At 70.5% G+C, this 24,443-nt stretch carries 26 protein-coding genes; 10 read left to right on the top strand and 16 right to left on the bottom strand.

Annotation, left to right across the window (positions count from 1 at the left end; all coding sequences use genetic code 11):
* Window positions 1-140: 140 nt before the first annotated feature.
* Window positions 141-443 carry a hypothetical protein gene (locus tag DA075_RS20585; protein ID WP_099954807.1) on the bottom strand — a complete coding sequence of 101 codons (303 nt, stop codon included), beginning with the start codon at window positions 441-443 and terminating at the stop codon, window positions 141-143.
* 156 nt (window positions 444-599) lie between these two features.
* Window positions 600-785 (bottom strand): YegP family protein, encoded by a 186-nt coding sequence (locus DA075_RS20580; protein WP_099954806.1) that lies wholly within the window; start codon window positions 783-785, stop codon window positions 600-602.
* A 142-nt stretch (window positions 786-927) separates the two neighbouring features.
* Between DA075_RS20580 and DA075_RS20575 the strand changes: the two genes are divergently transcribed.
* Together DA075_RS20575 and DA075_RS20570 are read left to right on the top strand one after the other, a co-directional pair.
* Window positions 928-1,182: a type II toxin-antitoxin system ParD family antitoxin gene (locus DA075_RS20575; RefSeq protein ID WP_099954805.1), complete on the top strand. Its 255-nt coding sequence runs from the start codon at window positions 928-930 to the stop codon at window positions 1,180-1,182.
* On the top strand, window positions 1,179-1,469 hold the full coding sequence (locus tag DA075_RS20570; protein WP_099954804.1) for a type II toxin-antitoxin system RelE/ParE family toxin: 291 nt from the start codon (window positions 1,179-1,181) through the stop codon (window positions 1,467-1,469). The genes DA075_RS20575 and DA075_RS20570 overlap by 4 nt, the downstream gene beginning before the upstream one ends.
* 95 nt (window positions 1,470-1,564) lie before the next feature.
* Here DA075_RS20570 and DA075_RS20565 read toward each other — a convergent pair whose 3' ends face one another.
* On the bottom strand, window positions 1,565-3,103 hold the full coding sequence (locus DA075_RS20565) for a DEAD/DEAH box helicase (RefSeq protein WP_099954803.1): 1,539 nt from the start codon (window positions 3,101-3,103) through the stop codon (window positions 1,565-1,567).
* A 357-nt stretch (window positions 3,104-3,460) separates the two neighbouring features.
* On the opposite strand from DA075_RS20565, the gene DA075_RS20560 reads away from it, so the two are divergent.
* Window positions 3,461-4,534 carry an NAD(P)H-dependent flavin oxidoreductase gene (locus DA075_RS20560; protein WP_099954802.1) on the top strand — a complete coding sequence of 358 codons (1,074 nt, stop codon included), beginning with the start codon at window positions 3,461-3,463 and terminating at the stop codon, window positions 4,532-4,534.
* 5 nt (window positions 4,535-4,539) lie between these two features.
* Here the strand turns inward: DA075_RS20560 and DA075_RS20555 are convergent, their stop codons facing one another.
* Both DA075_RS20555 and DA075_RS20550 read right to left on the bottom strand, forming a co-directional pair.
* Window positions 4,540-6,021, bottom strand: coding sequence for an MFS transporter (locus DA075_RS20555; protein ID WP_099954801.1), 1,482 nt, complete (start codon window positions 6,019-6,021; stop codon window positions 4,540-4,542).
* 111 nt (window positions 6,022-6,132) lie between these two features.
* Window positions 6,133-6,534, bottom strand: coding sequence for a PaaI family thioesterase (locus DA075_RS20550; protein WP_099954800.1), 402 nt, complete (start codon window positions 6,532-6,534; stop codon window positions 6,133-6,135).
* 75 nt (window positions 6,535-6,609) lie between these two features.
* On the opposite strand from DA075_RS20550, the gene DA075_RS20545 reads away from it, so the two are divergent.
* The 6 genes from DA075_RS20545 (at window position 6,610) to DA075_RS20520 (ending at window position 13,142) form a co-directional block, all read left to right on the top strand.
* Window positions 6,610-7,293 carry a histidine phosphatase family protein gene (locus DA075_RS20545; protein ID WP_099954799.1) on the top strand — a complete coding sequence of 228 codons (684 nt, stop codon included), beginning with the start codon at window positions 6,610-6,612 and terminating at the stop codon, window positions 7,291-7,293.
* 113 nt (window positions 7,294-7,406) lie between these two features.
* The gene (locus DA075_RS20540) at window positions 7,407-8,681 is read left to right on the top strand and encodes an ABC transporter substrate-binding protein (RefSeq protein WP_099954798.1); all 1,275 of its coding nucleotides are present in this window, start codon (window positions 7,407-7,409) and stop codon (window positions 8,679-8,681) included.
* Window positions 8,678-9,706 carry a cyclase family protein gene (locus DA075_RS20535; RefSeq protein ID WP_099954797.1) on the top strand — a complete coding sequence of 343 codons (1,029 nt, stop codon included), beginning with the start codon at window positions 8,678-8,680 and terminating at the stop codon, window positions 9,704-9,706. Before DA075_RS20540 ends, DA075_RS20535 begins: the two co-directional genes overlap by 4 nt.
* Before the next feature lie 22 nt (window positions 9,707-9,728).
* Complete coding sequence (locus tag DA075_RS20530) at window positions 9,729-10,880, top strand: NADH:flavin oxidoreductase/NADH oxidase (RefSeq protein WP_099954796.1); 1,152 nt, start codon at window positions 9,729-9,731, stop codon at window positions 10,878-10,880.
* A gap of 252 nt (window positions 10,881-11,132) precedes the next feature.
* Entirely contained in the window at window positions 11,133-12,083 is a 951-nt protein-coding gene (locus DA075_RS20525) for a 3-hydroxyacyl-CoA dehydrogenase family protein (protein WP_099954795.1), read from the top strand.
* Between the two features lie 69 nt (window positions 12,084-12,152).
* Window positions 12,153-13,142 carry a glucokinase gene (locus DA075_RS20520; protein ID WP_099954794.1) on the top strand — a complete coding sequence of 330 codons (990 nt, stop codon included), beginning with the start codon at window positions 12,153-12,155 and terminating at the stop codon, window positions 13,140-13,142.
* A gap of 82 nt (window positions 13,143-13,224) precedes the next feature.
* Here DA075_RS20520 and DA075_RS20515 read toward each other — a convergent pair whose 3' ends face one another.
* On the bottom strand, window positions 13,225-13,638 hold the full coding sequence (locus DA075_RS20515; protein ID WP_099954793.1) for a VOC family protein: 414 nt from the start codon (window positions 13,636-13,638) through the stop codon (window positions 13,225-13,227).
* Window positions 13,639-13,682: 44 nt separating this feature from the next.
* Window positions 13,683-14,174: a YciE/YciF ferroxidase family protein gene (locus DA075_RS20510; protein ID WP_099954792.1), complete on the bottom strand. Its 492-nt coding sequence runs from the start codon at window positions 14,172-14,174 to the stop codon at window positions 13,683-13,685.
* A gap of 224 nt (window positions 14,175-14,398) precedes the next feature.
* Between DA075_RS20510 and DA075_RS20505 the strand changes: the two genes are divergently transcribed.
* The gene (locus DA075_RS20505) at window positions 14,399-14,746 is read left to right on the top strand and encodes a DUF1476 domain-containing protein (RefSeq protein ID WP_099954791.1); all 348 of its coding nucleotides are present in this window, start codon (window positions 14,399-14,401) and stop codon (window positions 14,744-14,746) included.
* Between the two features lie 23 nt (window positions 14,747-14,769).
* On the opposite strand, the gene DA075_RS20500 is transcribed toward DA075_RS20505, so the two are convergent.
* From DA075_RS20500 to plsX, 9 genes are all read right to left on the bottom strand, one after another.
* Window positions 14,770-16,350 (bottom strand): SpoVR family protein, encoded by a 1,581-nt coding sequence (locus DA075_RS20500; RefSeq protein WP_099954790.1) that lies wholly within the window; start codon window positions 16,348-16,350, stop codon window positions 14,770-14,772.
* 98 nt (window positions 16,351-16,448) lie between these two features.
* Complete coding sequence (locus DA075_RS20495) at window positions 16,449-17,762, bottom strand: YeaH/YhbH family protein (RefSeq protein WP_099954789.1); 1,314 nt, start codon at window positions 17,760-17,762, stop codon at window positions 16,449-16,451.
* A gap of 123 nt (window positions 17,763-17,885) precedes the next feature.
* A complete protein-coding gene (locus DA075_RS20490; protein WP_099954788.1) occupies window positions 17,886-19,838 on the bottom strand; it encodes a PrkA family serine protein kinase in 1,953 nt (650 codons plus the stop codon).
* A gap of 356 nt (window positions 19,839-20,194) precedes the next feature.
* Window positions 20,195-20,671 (bottom strand): 4-aminobutyrate aminotransferase, encoded by a 477-nt coding sequence (locus tag DA075_RS20485; protein WP_099954787.1) that lies wholly within the window; start codon window positions 20,669-20,671, stop codon window positions 20,195-20,197.
* Between the two features lie 203 nt (window positions 20,672-20,874).
* Window positions 20,875-21,321 (bottom strand): hypothetical protein, encoded by a 447-nt coding sequence (locus DA075_RS20480; protein ID WP_099954786.1) that lies wholly within the window; start codon window positions 21,319-21,321, stop codon window positions 20,875-20,877.
* A 71-nt stretch (window positions 21,322-21,392) separates the two neighbouring features.
* Window positions 21,393-21,911 (bottom strand): MerR family transcriptional regulator, encoded by a 519-nt coding sequence (locus tag DA075_RS20475; protein ID WP_244936251.1) that lies wholly within the window; start codon window positions 21,909-21,911, stop codon window positions 21,393-21,395.
* Window positions 21,912-21,965: 54 nt separating this feature from the next.
* Window positions 21,966-22,283 carry an integration host factor subunit alpha gene (locus DA075_RS20470; RefSeq protein WP_099954785.1) on the bottom strand — a complete coding sequence of 106 codons (318 nt, stop codon included), beginning with the start codon at window positions 22,281-22,283 and terminating at the stop codon, window positions 21,966-21,968.
* Window positions 22,284-22,402: 119 nt separating this feature from the next.
* Window positions 22,403-23,380, bottom strand: coding sequence for a beta-ketoacyl-ACP synthase III (locus DA075_RS20465; protein ID WP_099954784.1), 978 nt, complete (start codon window positions 23,378-23,380; stop codon window positions 22,403-22,405).
* A 10-nt stretch (window positions 23,381-23,390) separates the two neighbouring features.
* A complete protein-coding gene (plsX, locus tag DA075_RS20460; RefSeq protein WP_099954783.1) occupies window positions 23,391-24,425 on the bottom strand; it encodes a phosphate acyltransferase PlsX in 1,035 nt (344 codons plus the stop codon).
* Window positions 24,426-24,443: the final 18 nt, after the last annotated feature.

Raw genomic sequence — 24,443 nt, 5'->3', positions numbered from 1 at the left:
GCGGGGCCGCTCTGCGAGCGGGCCCGCTCATGACGCCAAGCCCGGCCGCCGGAACGGCCAGGCCCTTACAGCCAAGGTCACGGATGCGGCGAGAATGCGGCACGGCCGCCCCGGATGGGGCGGCCGGCCGTCGAAACGGGTCAGAAACCGCGATAATAGCCGCGCGGGCCGTGGCCCCAGCCGCGGTGGCCCCAATGGTGATGGTGCCGGCGGAAGCCGTAGGCGCGGCCATAGGGCGGGCCGAAATGGCGGCGGTAGCCGTAGCCGTAGCGGGGACCGAAGTGGCGGCGATGGCCGTAATAGCCGTATTGGGCCCAGGTGGTGGGCAGAGCGGCCGGCGCCGCGGCGGCGGTCTCGGTCAGGGGAGCGGCGGTCGCGCCCTGCGGCAGGGCGGCGGCACCGCCCAGGATCAGGCCAGCGGCCAGCATCACGGTCTTCAGCACGTGGTCGGTTCCTCACTCGTGCAGGCCTCCGGGGGGAGGCATGGACGGCGGAAACGCGCCGGAGCGGAAAACCGTTGCGCTTCCCGGGGTCACAAGGTGAACGATGTGTGACGCAGGGCGGGCCGTCGCGGCGACCCGCGGCCGGGTGCTGCCGCGTCAGGCCATCTTGAGCGTCATGTCGACGACCCGAGCATTGGCGGCGCCCTTCACCAGGGCGATGCCGTGCTCGCAATCCTCGCGGCGGGCATAGCCCTCGCCCGAATCGGCCACCACCTCGCCGTTCTCGGCCCGCAGGCGCCAGCGCCACTCGCCCTTGGCATCGCGATAGAGTTCGAAGCGCATCGGAGTCTCCTGCGTGGAAAGCCCGTAGGAGATGGTGCGGCGCGCCAGGGCGGCCAAGACGTCCCGGACACGGTCCCCAAAGCACGGCGCTTTGGCAACGATTGGCAATCTTTGCCATCGCATCGGGCGCGAGGAGGCCGCGATGGCGACAATGATCATCTCGCTGCCCGATCCGATGACGGATCGGGTCGAGGCGCAAACCCACACCGGCCGTTACAGCAATGCCGGCGACTCCGTGCGTGACCTGATCCGGCGCGATCGGAAGCGTACCGGCGAGCTCGGCGAACTCCGGGCCCTGATCGATGAGGGAACGCGCAGCGGCGTCGGTGACCGCACGTCCGACGACATTCGGCGTCCCGGTCAGACGACGCTCGCGGCTGCTGACCAGAGCCCGTGATCGACAGGACGACGCGTCAGGCCGACGAGGACTTCTACGACCTCTTCGCCGACGGCGTCCTGAACGTGAGCCAGGCTCGGGCGGAGGCTCATGAGGCGGAGCTGTTTCGCACCTTCGCGCGGCTCGCCGCCGATCCGCGGACGGCACGCGAGAGGCGCGACCTGCCTCCTCCGGCCCGTCTCCACCCTGACGGCGCGCACCCGATCATCTCTGCCGTCGAGCGTGACCACATCCTGATCGTGCGTAACCTGCACGGTCGTCAGGATTGGGACAGCCTCCCGTCCTGACGACCGTGCGCCCGGGATGTGCGCTCCCGAATGAAAGAAGCCCGCGCTCCTTCGGGGAGCGCGGGCTTCCTTAATCATTCGTCGAGGATCGATCTTTAGCGCGGCGCGCGGTCGAGCCAGCCGATCGAGCGGCCGTCGCGGTTGCCGCCGCCGCCCGCCGGGCGCTGCTGGCGGTTGCCGTCGGCGCGCTGGCCGCCCTGGGGACGGCCCTGGCCCTGACCTTGCGGCCGGCCTTGACCCTGGCCCTGGGGGCGACCCTGGCGCCCCTCATGGCCGCCGCGGCCGTCATGAGCGCGCGCCTCGCGGGGCTCCTGCGGCCGGCCGGCGCCGTGGCGCGGCTGACCCTGGCCGCCGCCGGGGCGGCCCTGGCGCTGGCCGGGCTGCTGGCCCGGACGGCCGCCGCCGGGGCGCTGGCCGCGCGGGCCCGAGCCGGGCTGGCGCCGGTCACGCTCGGCCTCGGCGACCGCCTGGGCGGCCTCCTCGCGACTCGGGGGCACGAAGCCCTCGGGAATCGCCATCACCGGAACCTTCTGGCGGGTCAGGCGCTCGATGTCGCGGAGATATGCCTTCTCCTCGTCGTTGCAGAACGAGATCGCGAGGCCGTCCTTGCCGGCGCGCGCGGTGCGGCCGATGCGGTGGACGTAGGCCTCCGGCACGTTCGGCAGGTCGAAGTTGACGACGTGCGACACGCCGTCGACGTCGATGCCGCGGGCGGCGATGTCGGTCGCCACCAGGACCCGGCAGGTGCCGGCCCGGAAGGCGGCGAGCGCCCGCTCGCGCTGCGGCTGCGACTTGTTGCCGTGGATGGCGGCCGAGCCGATGCCGTCGCGCTCCAGGCCGCGCACGACCCGGTCGGCGCCGTGCTTGGTGCGGGTGAAGACCAGCACCCGGTCGATCGACTCGTCGCGCAGGATCGTGCCGAGCAGCGACTGCTTCGAGCCGGTCGGCACGAACACGACCTTCTGGTCGACCCGCTCGGCGGTGGTGGCGACCGGGGTCACGGCGACCTGGACCGGGTTCTTCAGGTACTGGTCGGCGAGGCCGGCGATGTTCTTCGGCATGGTGGCCGAGAAGAACAGGCTCTGGCGCTGGACCGGCAGCAGCTTCACGATGCGCTTGAGGGCATGGATGAAGCCGAGGTCGAGCATCTGGTCGGCCTCGTCGAGGACCAGGTACTCGACGCCGTCGAGCGTCAGCGAGCGGCGGTCGATCAGGTCGAGGAGCCGGCCCGGGGTGGCGACCAGCACGTCGACGCCGTTGGCGAGCACCCGCTCCTGGCGGCCGATGGTGACGCCGCCGAACACCACCGTGGTGGAGAGCTTCAGGAACTGGCCGTATTCCTTGAAGCTGTCGGCGATCTGGCTGGCGAGCTCACGGGTGGGCGCGAGCACCAGCACGCGGCAGCCGCGGCGCGGCGCCGGCTTGGCCGGGCTCTCGCTGGCGAGACGGTGCAGGATCGGCAGCGCGAAGGAGGCGGTCTTGCCGGTGCCGGTCTGGGCGATGCCGCACAGGTCCTTGCCCTGCATGGCCGGCGGGATCGCCTGCGCCTGGATCGGGGTCGGCGTGACGTAGCCGGCCTGGGCGAGCGCCTTCAGGATCGGCGCCGCGAGGCCGAAATCGGTGAACTGGGTCAAAGGGTTCTTCTTGGATTTTGGCAGCGGGATCGCCGCAAGGCGCGCGCAACGCACGGCCCTCATCGCGATCCGATGTCGGGAGACCGCCCGCGTGATGGAGCGATCCAGAGGGACGAGCGATTAAGAGAGGGCCGGGCCTGCCGCGCAGGTGCCGCGGCGAAATCCGTCACGCAGCCCTCTCGAGCGGACCGCGATCGGCCGCTGACGCTGCAATCCGCCATATGGCTTTGTGCGGGTGCGAAGTCAACCGGCGGACCCGGCGTCGACCGCGCGGCACCCGTGCGGCGGGCGCTTGCCCCCGGGCCGGGCCCGGTGATTGATACGGCTTCGAAACGTCTCACGGCCGGAGCCGTCCCCATGTCCGCCCGCCACCCCGCCCTCGCCCGCGCCGAGGCCTTCGCGGCCTCCTACGGCCTGCGCCGGCCGCTCCTCCTCGCCCCGATGGCCGGAGCCTGCCCGCCGGCGCTCTCGGTCGCGGTGATGCGGGAGGGAGGGCTCGGGGCCTGCGGCGCCTTGCTCATGCAGCCGGCCGCGATCCTGGCCTGGGCCGATGCGGTGCGGGAGGCGGGACCGTTCCAGATCAACCTGTGGATCCCCGATCCCGCCCCCGCCCGCGATCCCGCCCGGGAGGCGGGCTTGCGCGCCTTCCTCGGCCGCTTCGGCCCGGCGATGCCGCCGGACGCGGGCGACGGGGCGCCGCCCGACTTCGCCGCCCAGTGCGAGGCTTTGATCGAGGCCCGGCCCCGCATCGTCTCCTCGATCATGGGGCTCTACCCGCCGGCCTTCGTCGCCCGCCTGAAGGAACGTGGGATCGCCTGGTGGGCCACGGTCACGACGGTGGCGGAGGCGCTGGCGGCGCAAGAGGCCGGGGCCGACGCCGTGGTGGCGCAGGGTGCGGAGGCCGGCGGCCATCGCGGCGCCTTCGAGGCGGCGAAGGCCGAGACCGGGGCGGTCGGCCTGATGGCGCTGCTGCCGGCGGTCGTCGATGCGGTGAAGGTCCCGGTCGTGGCCGCCGGCGGCATCGCCGATGCCCGTGGGGCCGCGGCGGCCCTGCTGCTCGGCGCCAGTGCCGTGCAAATCGGCACCGGGTTCCTGCGATGCCCCGAGGCCGGGATCCCGCCCGCCTGGGCCGACGGCCTCGGGCGGGCCCGCCCGGAGGACACCCGGCTGACCCGCGCCTTCAGCGGTCGCACCGGCCGCAGCCTCGCCACGGCCTACGTGGCGGCGGCCGCGGGTCCGGACGCGCCGGCGCCCGCCCCCTACCCGATCCAGCGCGGCCTCACGCAAGCGATGCGCGAGGCCGCGGTGAAGGAGGGCGACCTCGCCCGCATGCAGGCCTGGGCCGGGCAGGCGGCAGGACTGGCACAGGCGGTGCCGGCGGGCGAGGTCGTCGGAGGGATCTGGGAGGGGATCGGGGCGCTGTTGCGTTGAGAACCTTACTCCGTCGCCGCCAACGGCCTCGCCACATCCTCCAGCGACTTCCGCTCCGCCGCCACGCCCCAGATCCCCGCCACCGCCCCCGCGGCGATCATCAGCACCGAGGCCAGCAGATACCCGCCGAAGATGGCGGTGCGGGAATGACCCTCGATCAGCACCCCGAACAGGGCCGGCCCCACCGCCCCGACCGAGGTGCCCACGGCATAGAACAATGCGATGGCGAGCGCCCGGATCTCGAGGGGAAACACCTCGCTCACCGTGAGATAGGCCGAGCTGGCGGCGGCGGAGGCGAAGAAGAACACCGCCATCCAGCACAGGGTCAGGGTCGTGGCGGTGACGATTTCCTGCTGGAACGCGAAGCCGCTGAGTGCCAGCAGCACGCCCGACATCCCGTAGGTCAGGGCGATCATCGGCTTGCGGCCGACCGTGTCGAACAGACGCCCGAGCAGAACCGGGCCGAAGAAGTTGCCGGCGGCGAAGGGCAGGATGTACCAGCCGACGCCGTCCGCCGGCACCTGGTAGAAGTCGATCAGGATCAGCGCGTAGGTGAAGAAGATCGCGTTGTAGAAGAACGCCTGGGCCGACATCAGCGCCAGCCCCACCCACGCCCGCTGCCGGTAGGCCTTGAGCGCCGAAAGGACCTCGGCGAGCGGCGTGTGGCTGCGCTGGCGCAGCCGCGCCTTCGCGAACGGCCCGTCGCTCAAGGCGTGGCCCTCGGCGCGGAAGCGCGCCTCGATGCCGGCCACCAGCGCCTCGGCCTCCTCGTGCCGCCCATGGGTCATCAGCCAGCGCGGGCTCTCGGGGATCCAGGTCCGCAAGAACAGGATGACGAGCCCCAGGAAGGCGCCGAGCCCGAAGGCGACGCGCCAGCCGGTATCGGGCCCGAACAGCGCGGGATCGAGCACGATCAGCGAGGTGCCGGCGCCGAGCACCGCCCCGAGCCAGAAGCTGCCGTTGATGACGAGGTCGGTCCAGCCCCGGGCCCGGGCCGGGATCAGCTCCTGGATCGTCGAGTTGATCGCCGTGTACTCGCCGCCGATGCCGGCCCCGGTCAGGAAGCGGAAGAGGCAGAAGCTCCACAGGTTCCAGGACAGGCCGGTGGCGGCGGTGGCCGCCAGATAGACCGCCAGCGTGATGAAGAAGAGTTTTTTTCGCCCCAGCCGGTCGGTGAGCCAGCCGAAGCCCACCGCCCCGAGCACCGCGCCGGCGAGGTAGCTCGACGTGGCGAGGCCGATCTCGGCGTTGGAGAAGCGCAGCGTCGGGCTCGCCTTGAGCGCGCCGGCGAGAGCGCCCGCCAGCGTCACCTCGAGCCCGTCGAGCACCCAGGTGATGCCGAGCGCCAGCACCACCAGAGTGTGGAACCGGCCCCAGGGCAGTCGGTCGAGCCGGGCCGAGACGTCGGTCTCGATCACGCCGCCTATGGCGGCACGGGGCTCGATCACGCCGCCGGGGGCGGCGCGGGGGCTGAGGGAGCGCGTCATCGGGGCCTTTCCGGCTCGCAAGCCTGACCTGGTCCCCGCGAAGATGGCTCGCGGCCCCGCGAGGGGAACCCGCAACACGCCGGAAACGATCGCGACCGTGCGCGGTCCGGCCTAACCCTTGGCGCCGACCGGCTTGAACACACCGGTCGATGTCGCCACCACCCGCCCGGCCTCGTCGCGGATCTCGGCGTCGCAGAAGAGGATCGACTGGCCGGCTCGTGCCACCCGTCCCTCGGCCAGGAGCACGCCGTGGCCGGGCGAGAGGAAGCGGGTCTGCATGTCGAGGGTCACCACCGGCCGGCCGGCGGTGAGCCGGGCCACCGTGCCCATGGCGATGTCGAGCAGCGTGCAGAGGATGCCGCCATGGGCGATGCCGAGGTTGTTGCCGTGCTGCGGGCCCAGTTCCAGGCGCAGGCGGGTGCGCCCCTCGACGACCTCCAGCGCCTCGATCCCGCAGAGCCGGGCGAACGGGATGTCGGCCCCGTAGATCATGCTGGTATCCGCCTCGTCCATCGATCCGCTCCGTTCCCGCGTGCCGCACCTATGCGGAGAGTTCGCCGGCCTGGCAATTCGCGCTATGACGGGACCATGAGCGCTTCGACCCCCTCCTCCTTCGTCCGCACCCGCTGGTGGTGGGTGCGTCACGCCCCCGTGCGGGGCGATGGCGGCCGCATCTATGGCGGCCGCGACATCGCGTGCGATTGCAGCGACGCCCATGTCTTCTCCGGCCTCGCCCCGGTTCTGCCCCGCGGCGCGGTCTGGGTCGCGAGCCATCTCGGCCGCACCCGCCAGACCGCCGAGGCGCTGTGGCAGGCCGGCGACTTCACGGTGGACGGCACCGTGCCGCGCCTCACCGCCCTGCCGGCCCTCGCCGAGCAGCATCTCGGCGAGTGGCAGGGCCAGGACCGGACGCGCTTCTTCGCCGAGCGCCAGCCCGACGCCGCGAGCTACTGGTTCGCCCCCGCCGACGAGCGCCCGCCGGGCGGCGAGAGCTTTTCGGAGCTGTACGCCCGGGTGACGGCGGCGATCGACGAGCTCACCGCCGAGCATCGCGGCCGCGACATCGTGGCGGTGGCCCATGGCGGCACGATCCGGGCGGCGATCGCGCAGGCGCTGAACCTCTCCCCCCAGGGCGGCCTCGCCTTCGCGATCGAGAATTGCTCGCTCACCCGCCTGGACCACTATGCCGGCCCGGACGGGTCGGGCTGGCGCGTCGGGATGGTGAACGCCCAGCCCTGGCTCGGGGCGGCAGAGGGCGGGCCGGCGGCCTGACATGGCCAAGCGGAGCCATACCGGTTTTTCAGCGCCGCTCCGCTCAGGCAACGGTTGACAACCGGGTCCCCTTGTCCGGACCATGCACCCGGGCGCCCTCGACGGCGTACTGCATGAACGAACGTCTTCGACGAAGGACGGACCGGGTGAGGACAACGCTTCTGGCGGCGGCTCTGGCCGTCGTGTGGCAGGGGGTAGCCTGCGCGCAGCAGGCGCCCGCGGGCAATCCGAGCAAGACCCCCGCAGGGATCTCCGACGGCGTGGTGCGCCTCGGCTTCCTGCTCGACATGTCGGGGCCCTATGCCGACGTGACCGGGCCCGGCAGCGCCGCGGCGGCCCGCATGGCGGTGGAGGATTTCGGCGGCAAGGTGCTGGGCGCCCCCGTCGAGGTCGTGGTCGCCGATCACCAGAACAAGCCGGACATCGCGGCGGCGACCGCCCGGGCCTGGTTCGATACGGCGGGGGTCGACGCGATCCTCGACGTGGCGGCCTCCGCCACGGCGCTGGCCGCCGCCGACATCGCCAAGGCCAAGAACAAGGTGATCGTGTTCAACGGTCCCGGCGCGGTGCGGCTCACCAACGAGGCCTGCTCGCCCGTCTCGGTGCACTGGGCCTACGACACCTACGCGCTCGCCAATTCCACCGCGCTCGCCACCGTCAAGGCGGGCGGCAATTCGTGGTTCTTCGTCACCGCCGACTACGCCTTCGGCCAGGATCTCGAGCGCGACGCGAGCGCAGTCGTGAAGGCCCATGGCGGCAAGGTGCTGGGGGCCGTGCGGGTGCCGCTCAACACCGCCGACTTCTCGTCCTTCCTGCTCCAGGCGCAGGGCTCGGGCGCCAAGGTCGTCGGCCTCGCCAATGCGGGCGCCGACACCACCAACGCCATCAAGCAGGCGGCCGAGTTCGGCCTCACCCAGGGCGGCCAGAAGCTCGCGGGCCTGCTCGTCTACATCAGCGACGTCCACAGCCTGGGCCTGAAGGCGACGCAGGGAATGCTGCTGACGGAAGGCTTCTACTGGGACCTCAACGACGAGACGAGGGCCTGGTCGAAGCGCTACTTCGAGCGCGTCGGCAAGATGCCGAACATGTCCCAGGCCGGCGTCTACTCGACGGTGCTGCACTACCTGAAGGCTGTCCAGAAGGCCGGTACCGACGAGACCGCGCCGGTGATGACGGCGATGCGCGAGACGCCGGTCGACGATTTCTACGCCCGCGGCGGGCGCATCCGGGAGGACGGCCGCATGATCCACGACATGTACCTGTTCGAGGTCAAGACGCCGGAGGAATCGAAGGGGCCGTGGGACCTCTACAAGCTCGTCGCCACGGTGCCGGGCGAACAGGCCTTCCAGCCGCTCTCCGCGTCCCGCTGCCCCCTGGTGAAGAAATGACGATGCGCTGGCGCCGCCGCCCGGAGGGCTCGACCTGGGGCGATTTCGGCCCCGACGACGAGCTCGGCCGGCTCAACCTGCTGACGCCCGAGAAGGTGCGCCAGGGCGCGGCCGAGGTGCGGGAGGGCCTGACCTTCTGCCTCAGCCTGCCCCTCGACTTTCCGGGCGGCAACGTCCTCAACCCCCGCCGCCACCCGCCGCAGATCCGCCCGACCGTGCGGGCGAGTGGCCGGCCGAACATGAACTTTCTGGTCTGCGAGGAGGTGCCCGACGCCACGGACGTGATCAGCGACGACCTGGCGGTGCTTCACCTGCAATACTCGACGCAGTGGGACAGCCTCGCCCATGTCGGCTCGCTGTTCGACGTCGAGGGCGACGGCACGCCGCGTCCCGTCTACTACAACGGCTTCCGGGCGGGGTCCGACGTCACCGGGCCGACGACGCCCGAAGAGGCGGGCGCCCCGTCCCGCGCCCAGGCGCTCGGCATCGAGCGGCTCGCCGAGCGCGGCATGCAGGGCCGGGGCGTGATGATCGACCTCCACGCCCATCTCGGCGAGGCGCGGGTGGCGGTGGGCTACGACACTCTGCGCCGCATCCTCGACGCCGATGGCGTCGCGGTCGAGCCCGGCGACATGGTCTGCCTGCATACGGGCTTCGCCGAGCGGCTGCTCGGCATGAACCGCAACCCGGATCCGGGGATCGTTCACGACCTCTGCGCCGGCCTCGACGGGCGCGACCGGAAGCTCCTCGACTGGATCACCGATTCAGGGCTCTCCGCCCTCATCGCCGACAATTACGCCGTCGAGGTCCATCCGGCCATGCCGGCGGAGGGGTGCTGCGCCACCCTGCCCCTGCACGAGCACTGCCTGTTCCGCCTCGGGGTCAATCTCGGCGAATTGTGGCACCTCACCCCGCTCGCCACCTGGCTGCGGGCGAACGGGCGCCACCGCTTCCTCCTCACCGCGCCGCCGCTGCGGCTGCCGGGTGCGGTCGGCTCGCCGACGACGCCGATCGCCACCGTCTGATCGAAAACCGCGTGAGGATCGGATGACCGCGCAGCTCGTCACGCCCGTCCGCTTACGGGACGTGTCCCTCCGCAACCGCGTCGTGATCCCGCCGATGTGCCAGTACTCGGCGCGGGACGGGATGGCGGGGGACTATCACCTCGTCCATTACGGCCGCTTCGCCCTCGGCGGTGCCGGGCTGGTGATCCTGGAGGCGACCGCGGTGGTGCCGGAGGGGCGAATCACCCATGGCGATCTCGGGATCTGGTCGGACGCCCACGGCGCGGCATTGGCCCGGGTCGCGGGGTTCCTGAAGGCGCAAGGGTCTGCGGCCGGGCTGCAACTGGCCCATGCCGGACGCAAGGCCAGCATGCAGCGTCCCTGGGAGGGCAACGGCCCGCTCTCGGGCGAAGAGATCGCCCGCGGCGAGTCGCCCTGGCCGATCGTGGCACCGAGCCCGATCCCCCTCGACGAGGGCTGGCTCACGCCCGCGGAACTCTCCCCTGCCGACCTCGACGCCCTCACCGAGGCCTTCGTGGCGGCGGCCCAGCGGGCGAATGCGGCGGGATTCGACGTGATCGAGCTTCACGCCGCCCATGGCTACCTGCTGCACAGCTTCCTGTCGCCGCTGACCAACCGGCGCGACGACGCCTTCGGGGGTGACCGCACCGGGCGGATGCGGTTTCCGCTGACGGTCGCCCGGGCTTTGCGCGCGGCGTGGCCGGCGGCAAAGCCCCTCTTCGTGCGGGTCTCGGCGGTGGACGGGCTCGAGGGCGGCCTGACCCTCGACGACACCCTCGCCTTCGCGGGCGAGCTGCGGGCGCTGGGCGTCGACATGCTCGACTGCTCGTCGGGCGGGCTTGCCGGCTCCGCCACCGCCGCCCGGATCCGGCGCGATTACGGCTTCCAGGTCGGCTTCGCCGAGGCCGTGAGGCGAGAGACCGGGCTCGCCACCATGGCGGTCGGCCTGATCGTCGATCCGCGCCAGGCGGCAGCGATCGTGGCGGAGGGCCGCGCCGATCTCGTGGCGGTGGGGCGGGAGGCCCTGGCGGATCCGAACTGGGCTCTGCGCGCGCGCCGGGCCCTCGGCGGCGCGGACGAGCCCGGCTTCGAGGCCTGGCCGCAGCAGGCGGGATGGTGGCTGGAGCGGCGCGAGCGGGACATCGCCCGGTTGGGGCCGTGGCGGGCGGCGTGACGGCTCACCGATCGGGTGCGACCGTTCCCGTCCCCTCTGCGTCCTCCCGGGGCCGCGCAGCGGAACCCGGGATCCATATCCGCCGACGTAGGCTGAAGAGGCGGAAGGCGTTCCGCTTCGTCCGGCACGGTCAGCGTTCATGGATCCCGGGCTCCGCTGCGCGGCCCCGGGAGGACGATGGAGGTTTCTGAACAGCGCGGCGCGAATGAAGAAGAACGTCGTCGCAGGTGACGTCATCAACGGGAGGACCACATGAGCGAGATCGCGGTCATCGGGGCCGGGCTGATGGGGCATGGCATCGCCCTGGTTCTGGCGTTGGGCGGGCACCGGGTGCGGCTGACCGACAGCCGGCCCGAGACCCTGGAGAAGGTGCCGGGCCTGATCGCCTCCGCCCTCGACACCCTGCGCGAGGCCGGCGCCGTCGCGCCCGAGTGGACGCCGGAGCGGGCGGCGCAAGTCATCCGCCTCGAACCCGACCTCGGCGCCACCGTCGCCGGGGCGAGCCTCGTCATCGAGGCGATCACCGAGAATCCGGAGGCCAAGCGCGCCTTGTTCGCCGAGCTCGACCGGCTCTGCGATCCCGAGACGCGGATCGCCAGCAACACCAGCTATCTCGACGTCTTCCCGCTGATCCCGGAAGGCCGGCAGAAACGGGCCCTGGTGATGCACTGGTACACCCCGCCCTACATCGTCGACCTCGTCGACGTGGTGCCGGGGCCGCAGACCGATCCGGCGGTGATCGAGGAGGCGCGCCAGCTCGTCCTCGGCCTCGGGCAGGTGCCGATCGTGCTCAAGCGCTTCATCCCGGGCTACGTCGCCAACCGGATTCAGTCGGCGATCTCGGCCGAGGTCTACCACCTCCTCGACGAGGGCGTGGCCTCGGCCCGCGAGATCGACGACGCGATCATCCACGGCCTGGCGCTCCGCATCCCGATCCTCGGCCACCTCGCCAAGGCGGATTTTACCGGCATCGAGTTGCTGCGCCATGCGCTCGCCAATGCGAGCTACAGCCCGCCCCCGGCGCGCACCCGCTCGGACGCGGTCGATGACCTGGTGGCGCAGGGGCGCACCGGCGTGATGGCCGGCAAGGGCTTCTTCGACTGGGGCGGGCGCGATCCGGCCGAGCTTTTTCGCGATCGCGACCGCCGCCTGCTCGCCCTCAAGCGTGCGATGAAGGATGTCGGCCGGATGGAGGGCGCCTGAGCGGTCGACCGGGGCCGCCGCGACGCTATAACCGGTGCTTGTGAGTGCTCCGGAGGCGAGGCGGCGGCCATGTTCGAGTTCCCGGTCCTGTTCGGCGACATCGGTGGCACCAATGCGCGCTTCGCCGTGCAGGAGAAGGCGGGAGCGGATCCCGTCGTCCTCGCCCACGACAAGACGGCCGCCTATCCCGATCCGAGCGCCGCCATCCGCGCCGCCCTGGCGCACAGCACGGTGGCCCCGCCCCGCTCCGCCATCCTGGCGGTGGCCGCCCGGGTCGACGGGCCGGCGGTGCACCTCACCAATGCCCGTTGGGTGATCGAGGGCGAGCGGATCGGCCGCGATTTCGGGCTCGCCAGCTGCCGGATCGTCAACGATTACGTGCCGGTGGCGGCCGGCGCCGCGTCCCTCGACCCGGCCGGGCGCGACCGCTCGATCCTGGAGCCGATCGGCCCGGTGCTCTCGCCCGCGGGCGGGGCGCGCCTCGTCCTCGGCCCCGGCACCGGCTTCGGCGCCGCCGGCCTCGTGCCCTACGGCCGTCAGCTCGCCATCGTGTCGACCGAGGCCGGCCACACCGATTTCGGGCCGAGCGACGCGGAGGATTTCGCATTCTGGCCGAACCTCGCCCGGATCGAGGGCCGCATCACCGTCGAATCCCTGCTCTCCGGCCCGGGCCTCACCCGGCTCCATGCCGGCCTCGGCGGCGGCGAGAGGGATCCGAAGGACATCACCGAGCGGGGGATGTCCGGCGAGGACCCGGCGGCGCAGCGCACCCTGCGGGTATTTTCCAAGCTGCTCGGGCGGCTCTGCGGCGACCTCGCCCTCACCTTCCTGGCGACCGGCGGCGTCTATATCGGCGGCGGCATCGTGCCCCGGATCCTCGACGTGCTCAACGACGGCACCTTCCGGCAGGCCTTCGACCACAAGCCGCCCTTCTCCGACCGGATGCGGCAGATCCCGACCTGCGTCATCACCATCGCCGACCCGGCGCTGACCGGCCTCTCGGCCCTGGCCTGCCATCCGGACCGGTTCGCCTATGAAGGGCAGCTTTGGACGGCGTGAGGCACCGGCCTCTTGTTCACCCTCACCATTCCGGGCCTGGAACGGGCGGAGAGAACGGGCGGAGAGTCCGGGGACCGAATCCTCAGTACCCCTTCCACAAGCCGGGCGTCGCCAGCTCCACCAGGTGCCCGTCCGGATCGCGGAAATACAGGCTGACGCCGCCGCGCGGCCAGGTCGTCCGCCCCTCGATCGCGATGCCGTGCGCGCTCAGGTGCCGCTCCCACGCCTCCAAAGCGGCGGCCGGGATCGACAGGGCGAGGTGCAGCGGGCCCGATCCGTCATGGGGCGGGATGGTGCCGCCGGGCGTCGGAACCGGGTGCAGGGAGCCGCCGCGGGGAAACAGCAGCAGGACGCCGCGCCCGGCGACATCGTAGGCCCGCATCCGGTGGTCCTCGTGGATGCAGGGCAGGCCCATCGGCCCGCCCCAGAACGCGGCCGCCCGCGCGAGGTCGTCGACGTAGAGGACCGTCTCGAGGACCCCGGCAAGGTCCGGCATGGCGCCACCTCCCGACTGGATGAACGCGCGGGCGGCCGTGACGGTTACGCCGCAGCCGGGTTGACGGCCTCTTCGGCGAGCTCGGACAGGAGCTCGTCGGTGTTCTCCTCCTCGACCAGCGTCTCCCTGATCAGGCTCTCGGCTTCACCCAGGCCCAGCTGCTTGGCCCAGGCCAGCAGGGTGCCGTAGCGGGTGATCTCGTAATGCTCCACCGCCTGCGCGGCGGCGATCAGCCCGGCATCGAGCGCGTCGCTGCCGGAAAATTCCTGCATCACCTCCTCGCCCTCGGCGATGATGCCCTGGATCGCCTGGCAGGTGACGCCTTCGGGCTTCTCGCCCACGATCCGGAAGACCTGGTCGAGGCGCTTCACCTGCTCGCGGGTCTCCTCGGCATGGACGCCGAACGCCCCCCGCAGCTCCTCCGAGCGGGCGGCTTCCGCCATCTTCGGAAGCGCCTTCAGGATCGCGTTCTCGGCGAAGTAGGTGTCCTTGAGCTGGTGCAGGAAGAGCGCCCGAAGGTTCTTGACGTCGGCCATGGAGATGCTCCCGTGGGGTACCGATGTGCCCCGGCAACTCGCGGGCGCCCGGCTTCGTTCCTGTCGGGGATTTCTCCTGTCGGGGATTTCGCCTGTCGGGGATTTCGTCTCTGTCTGGGATCGCGGGCTTGCCGGGATCACGGGCTTGCGACGAGGGGCTGGTCCCGGGAGCCGATCGTCGCCATTCTCATGGATGGGGGCGTGGATCCGAGGGAGACGACGCCATGACCACGTTGTTCGAGGAGCGGGAGCGGGCTGCCGAGGCGTTGTTCGCCCTCGACGAGGAATTGCGCTTCCTCGCGCTCGCCCGACGCAACAAGATGCTCGGCGCCTGGATGTGCGAGCGCCTGAACCTCACCGGCCGCGAGGCGGAGGAGTACAAGAGCCGCCTGGTCGAGGCGGGTGCAGCCCCGCCCGCCCTCGGCCGAACCGCGGACGAGGCCCTCGTCGAACGGTTGCGGGCGGACCTCACGGCCGGCGGCGCCGACGCGGAGGCCGACGCCCTGCCGGGGCTGGTTGCCCGCTACGGCGCCGAGGCGGCCCGGACCGTGCGCGAGCAGGCCCGGGCCTGATGCGGCGCAGACGGTGTTGAGGCTCAGAAGAAGGTCGGCCGCGCGCTGGCGGTGTGCTCCTTGAGCACGGCGCCGGTCGCGGTGTCGACCTCCTTCATCAGGACATCGTAGCCCCACAGGTCGGCGAGGTGCTGGAGCACCCGCATCGCGTCGTCCTTGTTGAGGAGGACGCGGTTCAGCACCTTGTGGTGCAGGATCAGCTTGCGGTCGCCCTCGAGGTCGACGTCGACCACCTCGATGTCGGGGTCGAGCCAGGCGACGTCGTATTGCCGGGCGAAGGCGCGGCGCAGGCGCCGGTAGCCGCGCTCGTCGTGGATCGCCTCGACCCGCAATTCCGGCTTGTCCGGATCGTCGGTGACGTGGAACAGCCGCAGCTGCCGCATCAGCTTCGGGCTGAGGAACTGCGCGATGAAGCTCTCGTCGCGGTAATTGGCCCAGACGTCCCGCAGGACCCCCATCGCGTCGCCGCTGCCGGCAATGTCCGGGAACCAGGCCCGGTCTTCCTCGGTCGGCTCGGTGCAGATGCGGGCGATGTCCGTCATCATGGCGAAGCCGATGGCATAGGGGTTGTGCCCGCCGTAATGCCGGTCGTCGTAGGTCGGCTGACGGATCACGTTGGTGTGCGATTGCAGGAATTCGAGGTAGGCCGCCTCGTTGATCTGTCCGGTCTCGGACAGCCGGGTCATGATCCGGTAATGGTTGTAGGTGGCGCAGCCCTCGTTCATCACCTTGGTCTGGCGCTGCGGGTAGAAGTATTGCGCGACGTGGCGGACGATGCGCAGGATCTCGCGCTGCCAGGGCTGGAGCCGCGGCGCCGCCTTCTCCAGGAAGTAGAGGATGTTCTCCTGCGGCAGCTCCAGCAGCGCCCGGCGCCGCTCGGCCTGCGGGTCGGGCTTGCCCGTCTGGGTCTTGGCCGGCAGGGTGCGCCAGAGATCGTTGTACATCCTCTCCTGATGCTCCTGGCGCTCGCGCTCGCGGCGCTGCTCGGAGGAGAGGTCGGGGCGCTTCTTGCGCGGATAGCGGTGGACGCCCTGGTTCATCAGGGCGTGGGCGGCGTCCAGCACCGATTCGACGGCGTTGTGGCCGTAACGCTCCTCGCAGCGCGAGATGAAGGTCTTGGCGAATTCGAGATAGTCGAGGATGCCTTCGGCGTCGGTCCACTGCCGGAAGAGGTAGTTGTTCTTGAAGAAGTGGTTGTGGCCGAAGGCGGCGTGGGCGATGACCAGGGTCTGCATCGTCGCCGTGTTCTCCTCCATGATGTAGGAGATGCACGGGTCGGAATTGATGACGATCTCGTAGGCCAAGCCCATCAGGCCGCGGCGGTAGCCGGCCTCATGCTGGGCGAAGTGCTTGCCGAACGACCAGTGCTTGTAGAACAAAGGCATGCCGATCGACGCGTAGGCGTCCAGCATCTGCTCGGCGGTGATGATCTCGATCTGGTTCGGGTACCAGCTCAGGCCCAGTTCCGGTCCGGCGATCGCCTCGCAGGCGTCGTGGATGCGCCGGATGGTGTCGAAGTCCCAATCGTTGCCGGTGAAGAGCGGGGCAGTCCTGGCGATCACGGCCGGGCCCGCGGGCCGCGTGCCGAAGGGGGCGGAACTCATCGGGCGTCGGACCTCCCGGTGCCTCTCGAAGCATCCACGGCGGTGGGATGCGAACCGAAGTCATGTACATGCGCGGCCCTCGTCCGGGCCGCATCGGGTCACGGTGATGCAGCCTCCTGCCCGGCCTTGCGGGCGAACAGCTCGCGGAAGACCGGGTAGATGTCGCGGCGGTGGTTGACCTTGCGCATGGCCAGCACCGAATTGGTCTTCGAGACCGGCTCGTAGGTGCGCCAGAGCGTGGTGCGGTGCTCGACGAAGCCCGCCCGCGGCCCACCCTCGTCGCCGACTTCCAGGTAGGCGAAGTACTGGCAAGCCGGCAGGATCGAGGAGCGCAGCAGCTCCTGCGAGGTGGCGCCGTCGCTCGACACGTTGTCGCCGTCCGAGGCTTGCGCAGCGTAGATGTTCCAGTCCTCGGGGCTGTAGCGCTCGGCGATGATCCGCTTCATCTCGACCAGAGCCGAGGAGACCAGCGTGCCGCCGGTCTCGCGCGAGCCGAAGAAGGTCTCCTCGTCGACCTCCTTGGCGTGGTCGGTGTGGCGGATGAAGACGATCTCGACGTGCTTGTAGCGCCGGGTCAGGAAGATGTGCAGCAGGATGTAGAACCTCTTGGCAAGGTCCTTCATGTGCTCGGTCATCGAGCCCGAGACGTCCATCAGGCAGAACATCACCGCCTGGGCCACGGGACGTGGATAGGGCTCGAAGCGCCGGTAGCGCAGGTCGATCGGGTCGACGTAGGGAATGCGCTGCGAGCGGGTGCGCAGACGCTCCAGCTCCGCCTTCAGCTCGTCGAGGATCACCGCATCGGGCTGGCTCTCCTCCAGCGCCCGGATTTCCTCCTCCAGGGCCTCCATCTCGGCGGCTTTCGGCCGCTTGAGGGCGATGCGCCGCGACAGGGAATTGCGCAGGGTGCGCCCCAGCGCCAGGTTGGCGGGCGAGCCCGTCACCGTGTAGCCGGCGCGGCGCAGGGCCTCGGTCTCGACCACCGCGAGGCGGCGCTTGGCGAGGTCGGGCAGCTCCAGGTCTTCGAGGAAGAGTTCCAGGAATTCCTCGCGGGTGAGGACGAAGCGGAACGAATCCTCGCTGTCCTGGCCGCCGTCGCCGGCCTCGCCGCTGCCGCCCCCTCCGCCGCTGCCGCCCGGCGGGCGCTCGATCAGGTCTCCCTCGATATAGGTCTTGTTGCCGGGCAGGATGTGGTCCTGCACCCCGGTCGAGGGGTTGCGGCTGAATTTCGGCTCGCGCACGCCGTCGACCGGAACGGTGACGTTGCCGTCCTTGCCGAGGTTCTTGATGTCCTTCTCGCGGGCCGCCTCGCGCACGGCGCGCTGAGCCACGTCCCGGACCCGGCGCAGGAAACGCTGCCGGTTCGCCAGGCTCTTGCCGCCGGGATTGAGGCGTCGATCGATGATGTGCATCCGCTTCGCGCTCTCCGATCACGCCATCATACCGTACCGGGGACACTCCCCGCCACTTCTCCCTCTTGGGGAGAGCCCGCGGGAGATCGTGTCCCGCGGGCCGCGACGGGTTCTGTCCAGGTTTCAGCCTGCCTGCTTGACGCGCATGTACCACTCGACCAGGCGGCGGACCTGGCGCTCGGTGTAGCCGCGGTCCTTCATCCGCTCGACGAACTCGCCGTGCTTCTTCTCGGTCTCGCTGTCCTTCTTCGAGCCGAAGGAGATCACCGGCAGCAGTTCCTCGACCTGGCTGAACATCCGCCGCTCGATCACCTCGCGGATCTTCTCGTAGGAGGTCCAGGACGGGTTGCGCCCGCCATGCTGGGCCCGCGAGCGCAGGGCGAACTTCACAACCTCGTTGCGAAAATCCTTCGGGTTGGCGATTCCCGCCGGCTTCTCGATCTTGGTGAGTTCCTGGTTCAGAAGCTCGCGGTTGAGCAGCTGCCCGGTCTCCGGGTCCTTGAAGTCCTGGTCCTCGATCCACGCATCGGCATAGTCGATGTAGCGGTCGAACAGGTTCTGGCCGTAATCGTGATACGATTCGAGGTAGGCCTTCTGGATCTCGTGGCCGATGAACTCGGCGTAGCGCGGCGCCAGCTCGCCCTTGATGAATTCCAGGTAGCGCTTCTCGGTCTCGGGCGGCAGCTGCTCGCGGCGCAGCGACTGCTCGAGGACGTACATCAGGTGGACCGGGTCGGCCGAGACCTCGGTGGTGTCGTGGTTGAAGGTGGCGGCCATCACCTTGAAGGCGAAACGGGTCGAGATCCCGTCCATGCCCTCGTCGACGCCGGCGGTGTCCTTGTATTCCTGCATCGAGCGGGCGCGGGGATCGACCTCGCGCAAGGATTCGCCGTCATAGACCCGCATCTTGGAGAAGACGTTCGAGTTCGCGTGCTCGCGCAGGCGCGAGAGCACCGAGAACCGGGCCAGCATCTCCAGCGTGCCCGGCGCGCATCGCGCCGAGGCGAGCTCGGAGCCCGAGACCAGCTTCTCGTAGATCCGCTGCTCCTCCGTCACCCGCAGGCAGTACGGCACCTTGATGACGTAGATGCGGTCGATGAAGGCTTCGTTGTTCCGGTTGGTCTTGAAGCTCTGCCACTCCGCCTCGTTCGAGTGGGCGAGGATGATGCCGGTGAACGGGATCGCCCCGATATTCTCGGTGCCGACGTAGTTGCCCTCCTGCGTCGCGGTGAGCAGGGGATGCAGCATCTTGATCGGCGCCTTGAACATCTCGACGAATTCGAGGATGCCCTGGTTCGCCCGGTTCAGGCCGCCCGAATACGAGTAGGCGTCGGGATCGGCCTGGCTCAGGGTCTCGAGCTTGCGGATGTCGACCTTGCCGACGAGGGACGAGATGTCCTGGTTGTTCTCGTCGCCCGGCTCGGTCTTGGCGATCGCGATCTGGCGCAGGCGCGACGGGTTGACCTTGACGACCTTGAACTTCGAGATGTCGCCGCCGAACTCGTCGAGGCGCTTGAGGCACCACGGGCTCATCAGGCCGGTGAGGCGACGCCGCGGCACGCCGTAGCGCTCCTCGATCATCGGCCCCATCGTCTCGGGGTCGAACAGCACCAGCGGGCTCTCGAAGACCGGGCTCATCTCGTTGCCGGCCTTGAGCACGTAGATCGGGTGCACCTCCATCAGGGCCTTCAGCCGCTCGGCGAGGGACGACTTGCCGCCGCCGACCGGCCCGAGCAGGTAGAGGATCTGCTTGCGCTCCTCCAAGCCTTGGGCGGCATGGCGGAAGAACGAGACGATCCGCTCGATCGTCTCCTCCATGCCGTAGAACTCGGAGAAGGCGGGGTAAGTACGGATGGTCCGGTTCATGAAGATCCGGCCCAGGCGCGGATCCCGCGCCGTATCGATGAACTCGGGCTGCCCGATCGCGTCGAGAATGCGCTCCGGCGCACTCGCGTACATCAGGGGATTGTCACGGCAGGCTTCGAGATATTCGGACAGGGACAGCTCCGCGTCCCGCCGGGACTCGTAGCTGCGCGCGAAAGTTTGAAAGAGGTCGCTCGCTGACGGCATTGGCATTCCGGACCCTCACGACATCGCCAGGATCATCCTGTCCCGCCTCGGATGCAATCGATATCCCCATGTTTGTCGCAGCGCGGCGACGGACAGAGGGGTGCGGAGACGGCCAGGAGCCTGTACGCAGGCCGGCTGCGGGCAAGGCGCGTGCCGCAACGGCCGGGAAAGTTGCAGATCCGCCAAGGCGAAAGCCGGTGACCCGCCGGCCCTGTGCCGTAAAGGACACGCCTGTTCCGGTTTTTCCACACCCCCCGGAGTGCCGCCGGCAGCCCCGCGGGACGTGAGGAGGAACGCCGGCCGTCGGGTCGGCGTTCCCGCTTCGTTTCGCCCCGCCCGTCGGATGCAGGGGCGGCCGGCGGTCAGAGGTCGGTGGTATCCTTCTTCGCGCCGTCCTTGGACCCGTCCTTCGGGCCTTCCTTGCTGCCCGCGGCCCCGACCGTCAGCTTGATGGTCTGGGTGCTGACGGTGCCGTCGGTGCCCTTGATCTCCACCGTGACCTCGTCGGTGCCGGTGAAGCCGGCCTTGCTCTCGTAGAACAGGGCCTGGACGTTGGCCTCGGCGTTCGGGCAGCGATAGGTCGCCGGGGTCTTCACCTTGCCGGCGCGCTGGATCAGGGCACCGTTCTTGGGCGGGCTCGTCACCTTCAGCTCGGGCTGCGGGCCGAGCGAGCAATCCTTCTTCAGGTTCGGCACCATCACGAGCCGGACCTGCTTGCCGGAGGCGACGGAGTGCTCGCGCACCTTGGCGGCCTGCGCCAAGGCAGGGCCGGCGGCCAGCACGGGCCCGGCGGCCATCAGGACGGCGAGCGCCAGGGTCGGGCGGAAGGGGCTGGTCATGGGGCTCAAAGCTCTCCGAGGGGATGCCGGCCGGATGTGGGGAGCGCTCCCGGCGCCGTCGAGGCCCTGGGCGGGGGTTCCGGGACGGAAACGGTCCTAATGCAGGACCAGCATCACGAAGAGGTTGAACAGCCCGAGCAGAGCCACGCCGCCGAGCCAGAGCCAGTAGCCCCGCCCTTCCACCGGATAGTCGCCGATCATCTCTAGTCCCCTCCGGATTCGCCACTGGCCGCAGCCTGCAGCACCGCCAGGGTGGCGCCGGTCACCCGGGCGATCTGGGCCGGCGTGAACTCGCCGGCAAGGGCCGAGGCGAGCCCGCGCTCGATCCGCGCCCGCTCGCCGGCATCCCCGATCGGGTCGGCCGGGATATCGCTCTCGCGCAGGCGGCAGGCATCCCGGATCGTGTCGGCGGCCCGGCCCAGCACCGCGCGCTGGTCCGGCGTCATGTCCCAGAGCGGATGGCGCAGCCGCGCGATCACCCGCTTGGCGTCGCGATAATCACGGTCGACCACCGGGATGGCCTCGATCTGGCTCACCAGCAGCACCAGTTCGAGCACGTCGGCGGTCGCCTCCGGACAGGTGCGCACGACGCGCATCAGCCGCGCGATCAGCTCGGTCGTGGGGGAAACGTGGCGGCGGGGCTCGGCCATGTGCGCGTAACGCGGTGTGGAAGCCGCGGTTCTCCGGTCGGGCAAGCATATTTTGCGCCGGCTGCTCCGGATCAGCCGTCCGTCTCCTGCCGTGGCGGGGCCAGACGCCCTAAGGCCCGCCGGCACGCCCGCAGCTCGTCCAGCACGGCGGTGAGGCTCGCCCGGTCGGCCCGGCCGAGGGGCGGCGGGGCGGTCTCGGGCTCCTGCTCGTGGTCGGATTCGACGAAGGCGGGGGCGACCTGCTCGCCGCGGCCGACCGCCTGGACGAAGCGCATGCCGCGCTCGCGCAGCACCCGCTGGGCGCCCCGGATCGTGTAGCCCTGCCCGTAAAGCAGGCGGCGGATGCCGCGCAGGAGGTCGACGTCGTCGGGGCGGTAGTAGCGACGGTTGCCGCCGCGCTTGAGCGGGCGCACCTGGGTGAAGCGCGTCTCCCAGAAGCGCAGCACGTGCTGGGGCAGGTCGAGGTCCTCGGCAACCTCGCTGATGGTGCGGAAGGCGCCGGGCTCCTTCTCGGGCAGGATCGCGCGGCCGGGGGAGTCGATCCCGCCGGGCTCGGATCCATCCTCGTCCTCGATCGGCATCCCGGTCATCGGCCCGATCCTGCGTCAGCCCGCGCGCCGGCGCGGAGGCGTCTCACCCGCGGCTCAGCTGTCGTCGTCGTCCGGGGCGGCGTCGCCGTTGATCCGGGCCTTGAGGACGTTCGAGGGCTTGAACACCATCACCCGGCGCGGCTCGATCGCCACCTCAACGCCGGTCTTCGGGTTCCGTCCGACCCGCTTGCCCTTGTCGCGCACCACGAAGGAGCCGAAGGAGGACAGCTTCACGGTCTCGCCGGAGGAGAGGCAGCCGCAGATCTCCGACAGCACGGTCTCCACCAGGGCGGCGGATTCCGTCCGCGACAGGCCGACCCGCTGGTAGACGGCCTCGCTCAGATCGGCCCGCGTGACCGTCTTGCCTGCCATCGTGCTGCTCCCCCGGCGGCTGATTCGCGAAAATAACGTATGTCTATGATCGCGCACGCTAATCGGCGTTGCGCGCCGGGTCAACCGGGCGCCGGGCGGGTTCCCGGGATTGAATGGGTCTACCAGCGGATCAGAGCGCTGCCCCAGGTGAAGCCGCCGCCGATCGCCTCGATCATCACGAGGTCGCCGCGCTTGATCCGGCCGTCGCGGCAGGCGGCGTCCAGCGCCAGCGGGATCGAGGCCGCCGAGGTGTTGCCGTGGCGGTCGACCGTCAGCACCACCTTCTCGCGGGCGATGCCGAGCTTGTCGGCCGAGGCCTCGATGATGCGCCGGTTGGCCTGGTGCGGCACGAACCAGTCGAGGTCGTCGGCGGTGGTGCCGGTAGCCTCGAAGGCCTGCGCGATCACGTCGGTGACCGAGCCGACGGCGAAGCGGAAGACCTCCTTGCCGACCATGCGCAGCTTGCCGGTCGTCCCGGTCGAGCCGGGCCCGCCATCGACGTAGAGCTTTTCCCGATGCCGCCCGTCGGACCGGAGCTGGCTCGTCAGCACGCCGCGATCGCCGGAATGGCCCTCGCCCGCTTGCGCCTCCAGCACCAGGGCGCCGGCGCCGTCGCCGAACAGCACGCAGGTGGTGCGGTCCTCCCAGTCGAGCAGCCGCGAAAAGGTCTCGGCGCCGACCACCAGGGCGCGGGTGGCGGCGCCGGTGGCCAGGAACTTGTCGGCGGTGGCGACCGCGTAGACGAAGCCGGCGCAGACCGCCTGGAGATCGAAGGCGGCGCCGGCATGGATGCCGAGCCCGGCCTGGATCTGCGTCGCGGTCGACGGGAAGGTGTGGTCCGGCGTCGAGGTGGCGCAGATCACGAGGTCGATCGTCGACGGGTCGATATCGGCGTCGCGCAAGGCGTTCTCGGCCGCCTTGATGCCCAGCACCGAGGTGGTCTCGTCGGGCTCGGCGATGTGGCGCTGGCGGATGCCGGTGCGCTGGACGATCCACTCGTCCGAGGTCTCGACCCGGGCGGCGAGGTCGTCGTTGGTGACGACGGTCCGCGGCAGGTAGGAGCCGCAGCCCCGCACCACCGAGCGAAGGCGGGTCATGATCTCCTCCTCACGCCGAAGCCTGGGCCGGCGTCGCGTCGAGGCGCTCCCGGATCGTCCGCATCAGGTCGTGGCGGGCCATGTCGTGGGCGATGTCGATGGCGCTGGCGAAGCCCTCGGCGTCGGCGGCGCCGTGGCTCTTGATGACGATGCCCTCGAGGCCGAGGAACACGCCGCCATTGGCCCGGCTCGGGTTCATCTTCTCGCGCAGCGCCCGGAAGGCGCCGCGGGCAAACAGGTAGCCGATCTTCGCCATCAGGGTCCGGCCCATCGCACCTTTCAGGTACGCGGCGATCTGCTTGGCGGTTCCCTCGGCGGTCTTGAGCGCGATGTTGCCGGTGAAGCCTTCGGTCACCACCACGTCGACGGTGCCGCGGCCGAGATCGGTGCCCTCGACGAAGCCGTGATAGGCGAGCCCCGGCAGGTCGGCCTCGCGCAGCATGCGCGCCGCTTCCTTGACCGCCTCGTTGCCCTTCATCTCCTCGGTGCCGACATTGAGGAGCCCCACCGTCGGCCGGTCGAGGTCGAACACGATGCGGGCCATCGCGGCGCCCATCACCGCCATGTCGACGAGGTGGTTGGCATCGGTGCCGATGGTGGCGCCGACATCCAGCACCACGCTCTCGCCGCGCACGGTGGGCCACAGGCAGGCGATGGCCGGCCGCTCGATATGCGACATCGTCTTGAGGCAGATCTTCGACATCGCCATCAGGGCGCCGGTATTGCCGGCGGAGACCGCGGCATCCGCCTCCCCGTCGCGCACCGCCTGGATCGCCTTCCACATCGACGACTTGCCGCGGCCGGCGCGCACCGCCTGGCTCGGCTTCTCGTCCATGGCGACCGCCACGGTGGTGTGGCGGATCTCGACCGCACCCTTCAGGCGCGGCTCGGCCGCGACCAGGGGAGTGAGCACCGCCTCGTCGCCGAACATCAGGAAGGTCGTCTCGGGGTGGCGCTCGCGGGCGAGCCCCGCACCGGGCACGACCGTCGAGGGGCCGTGATCGCCGCCCATCGCGTCGAGCGAGATGCGCACTCTCTGGGACATGGGGGTGTCGAACAGCCT

Source organism: Methylobacterium currus (assembly GCF_003058325.1).
GTDB lineage: Bacteria > Pseudomonadota > Alphaproteobacteria > Rhizobiales > Beijerinckiaceae > Methylobacterium > Methylobacterium currus.
This window is presented reverse-complemented; position numbering and strand designations above follow the sequence as displayed.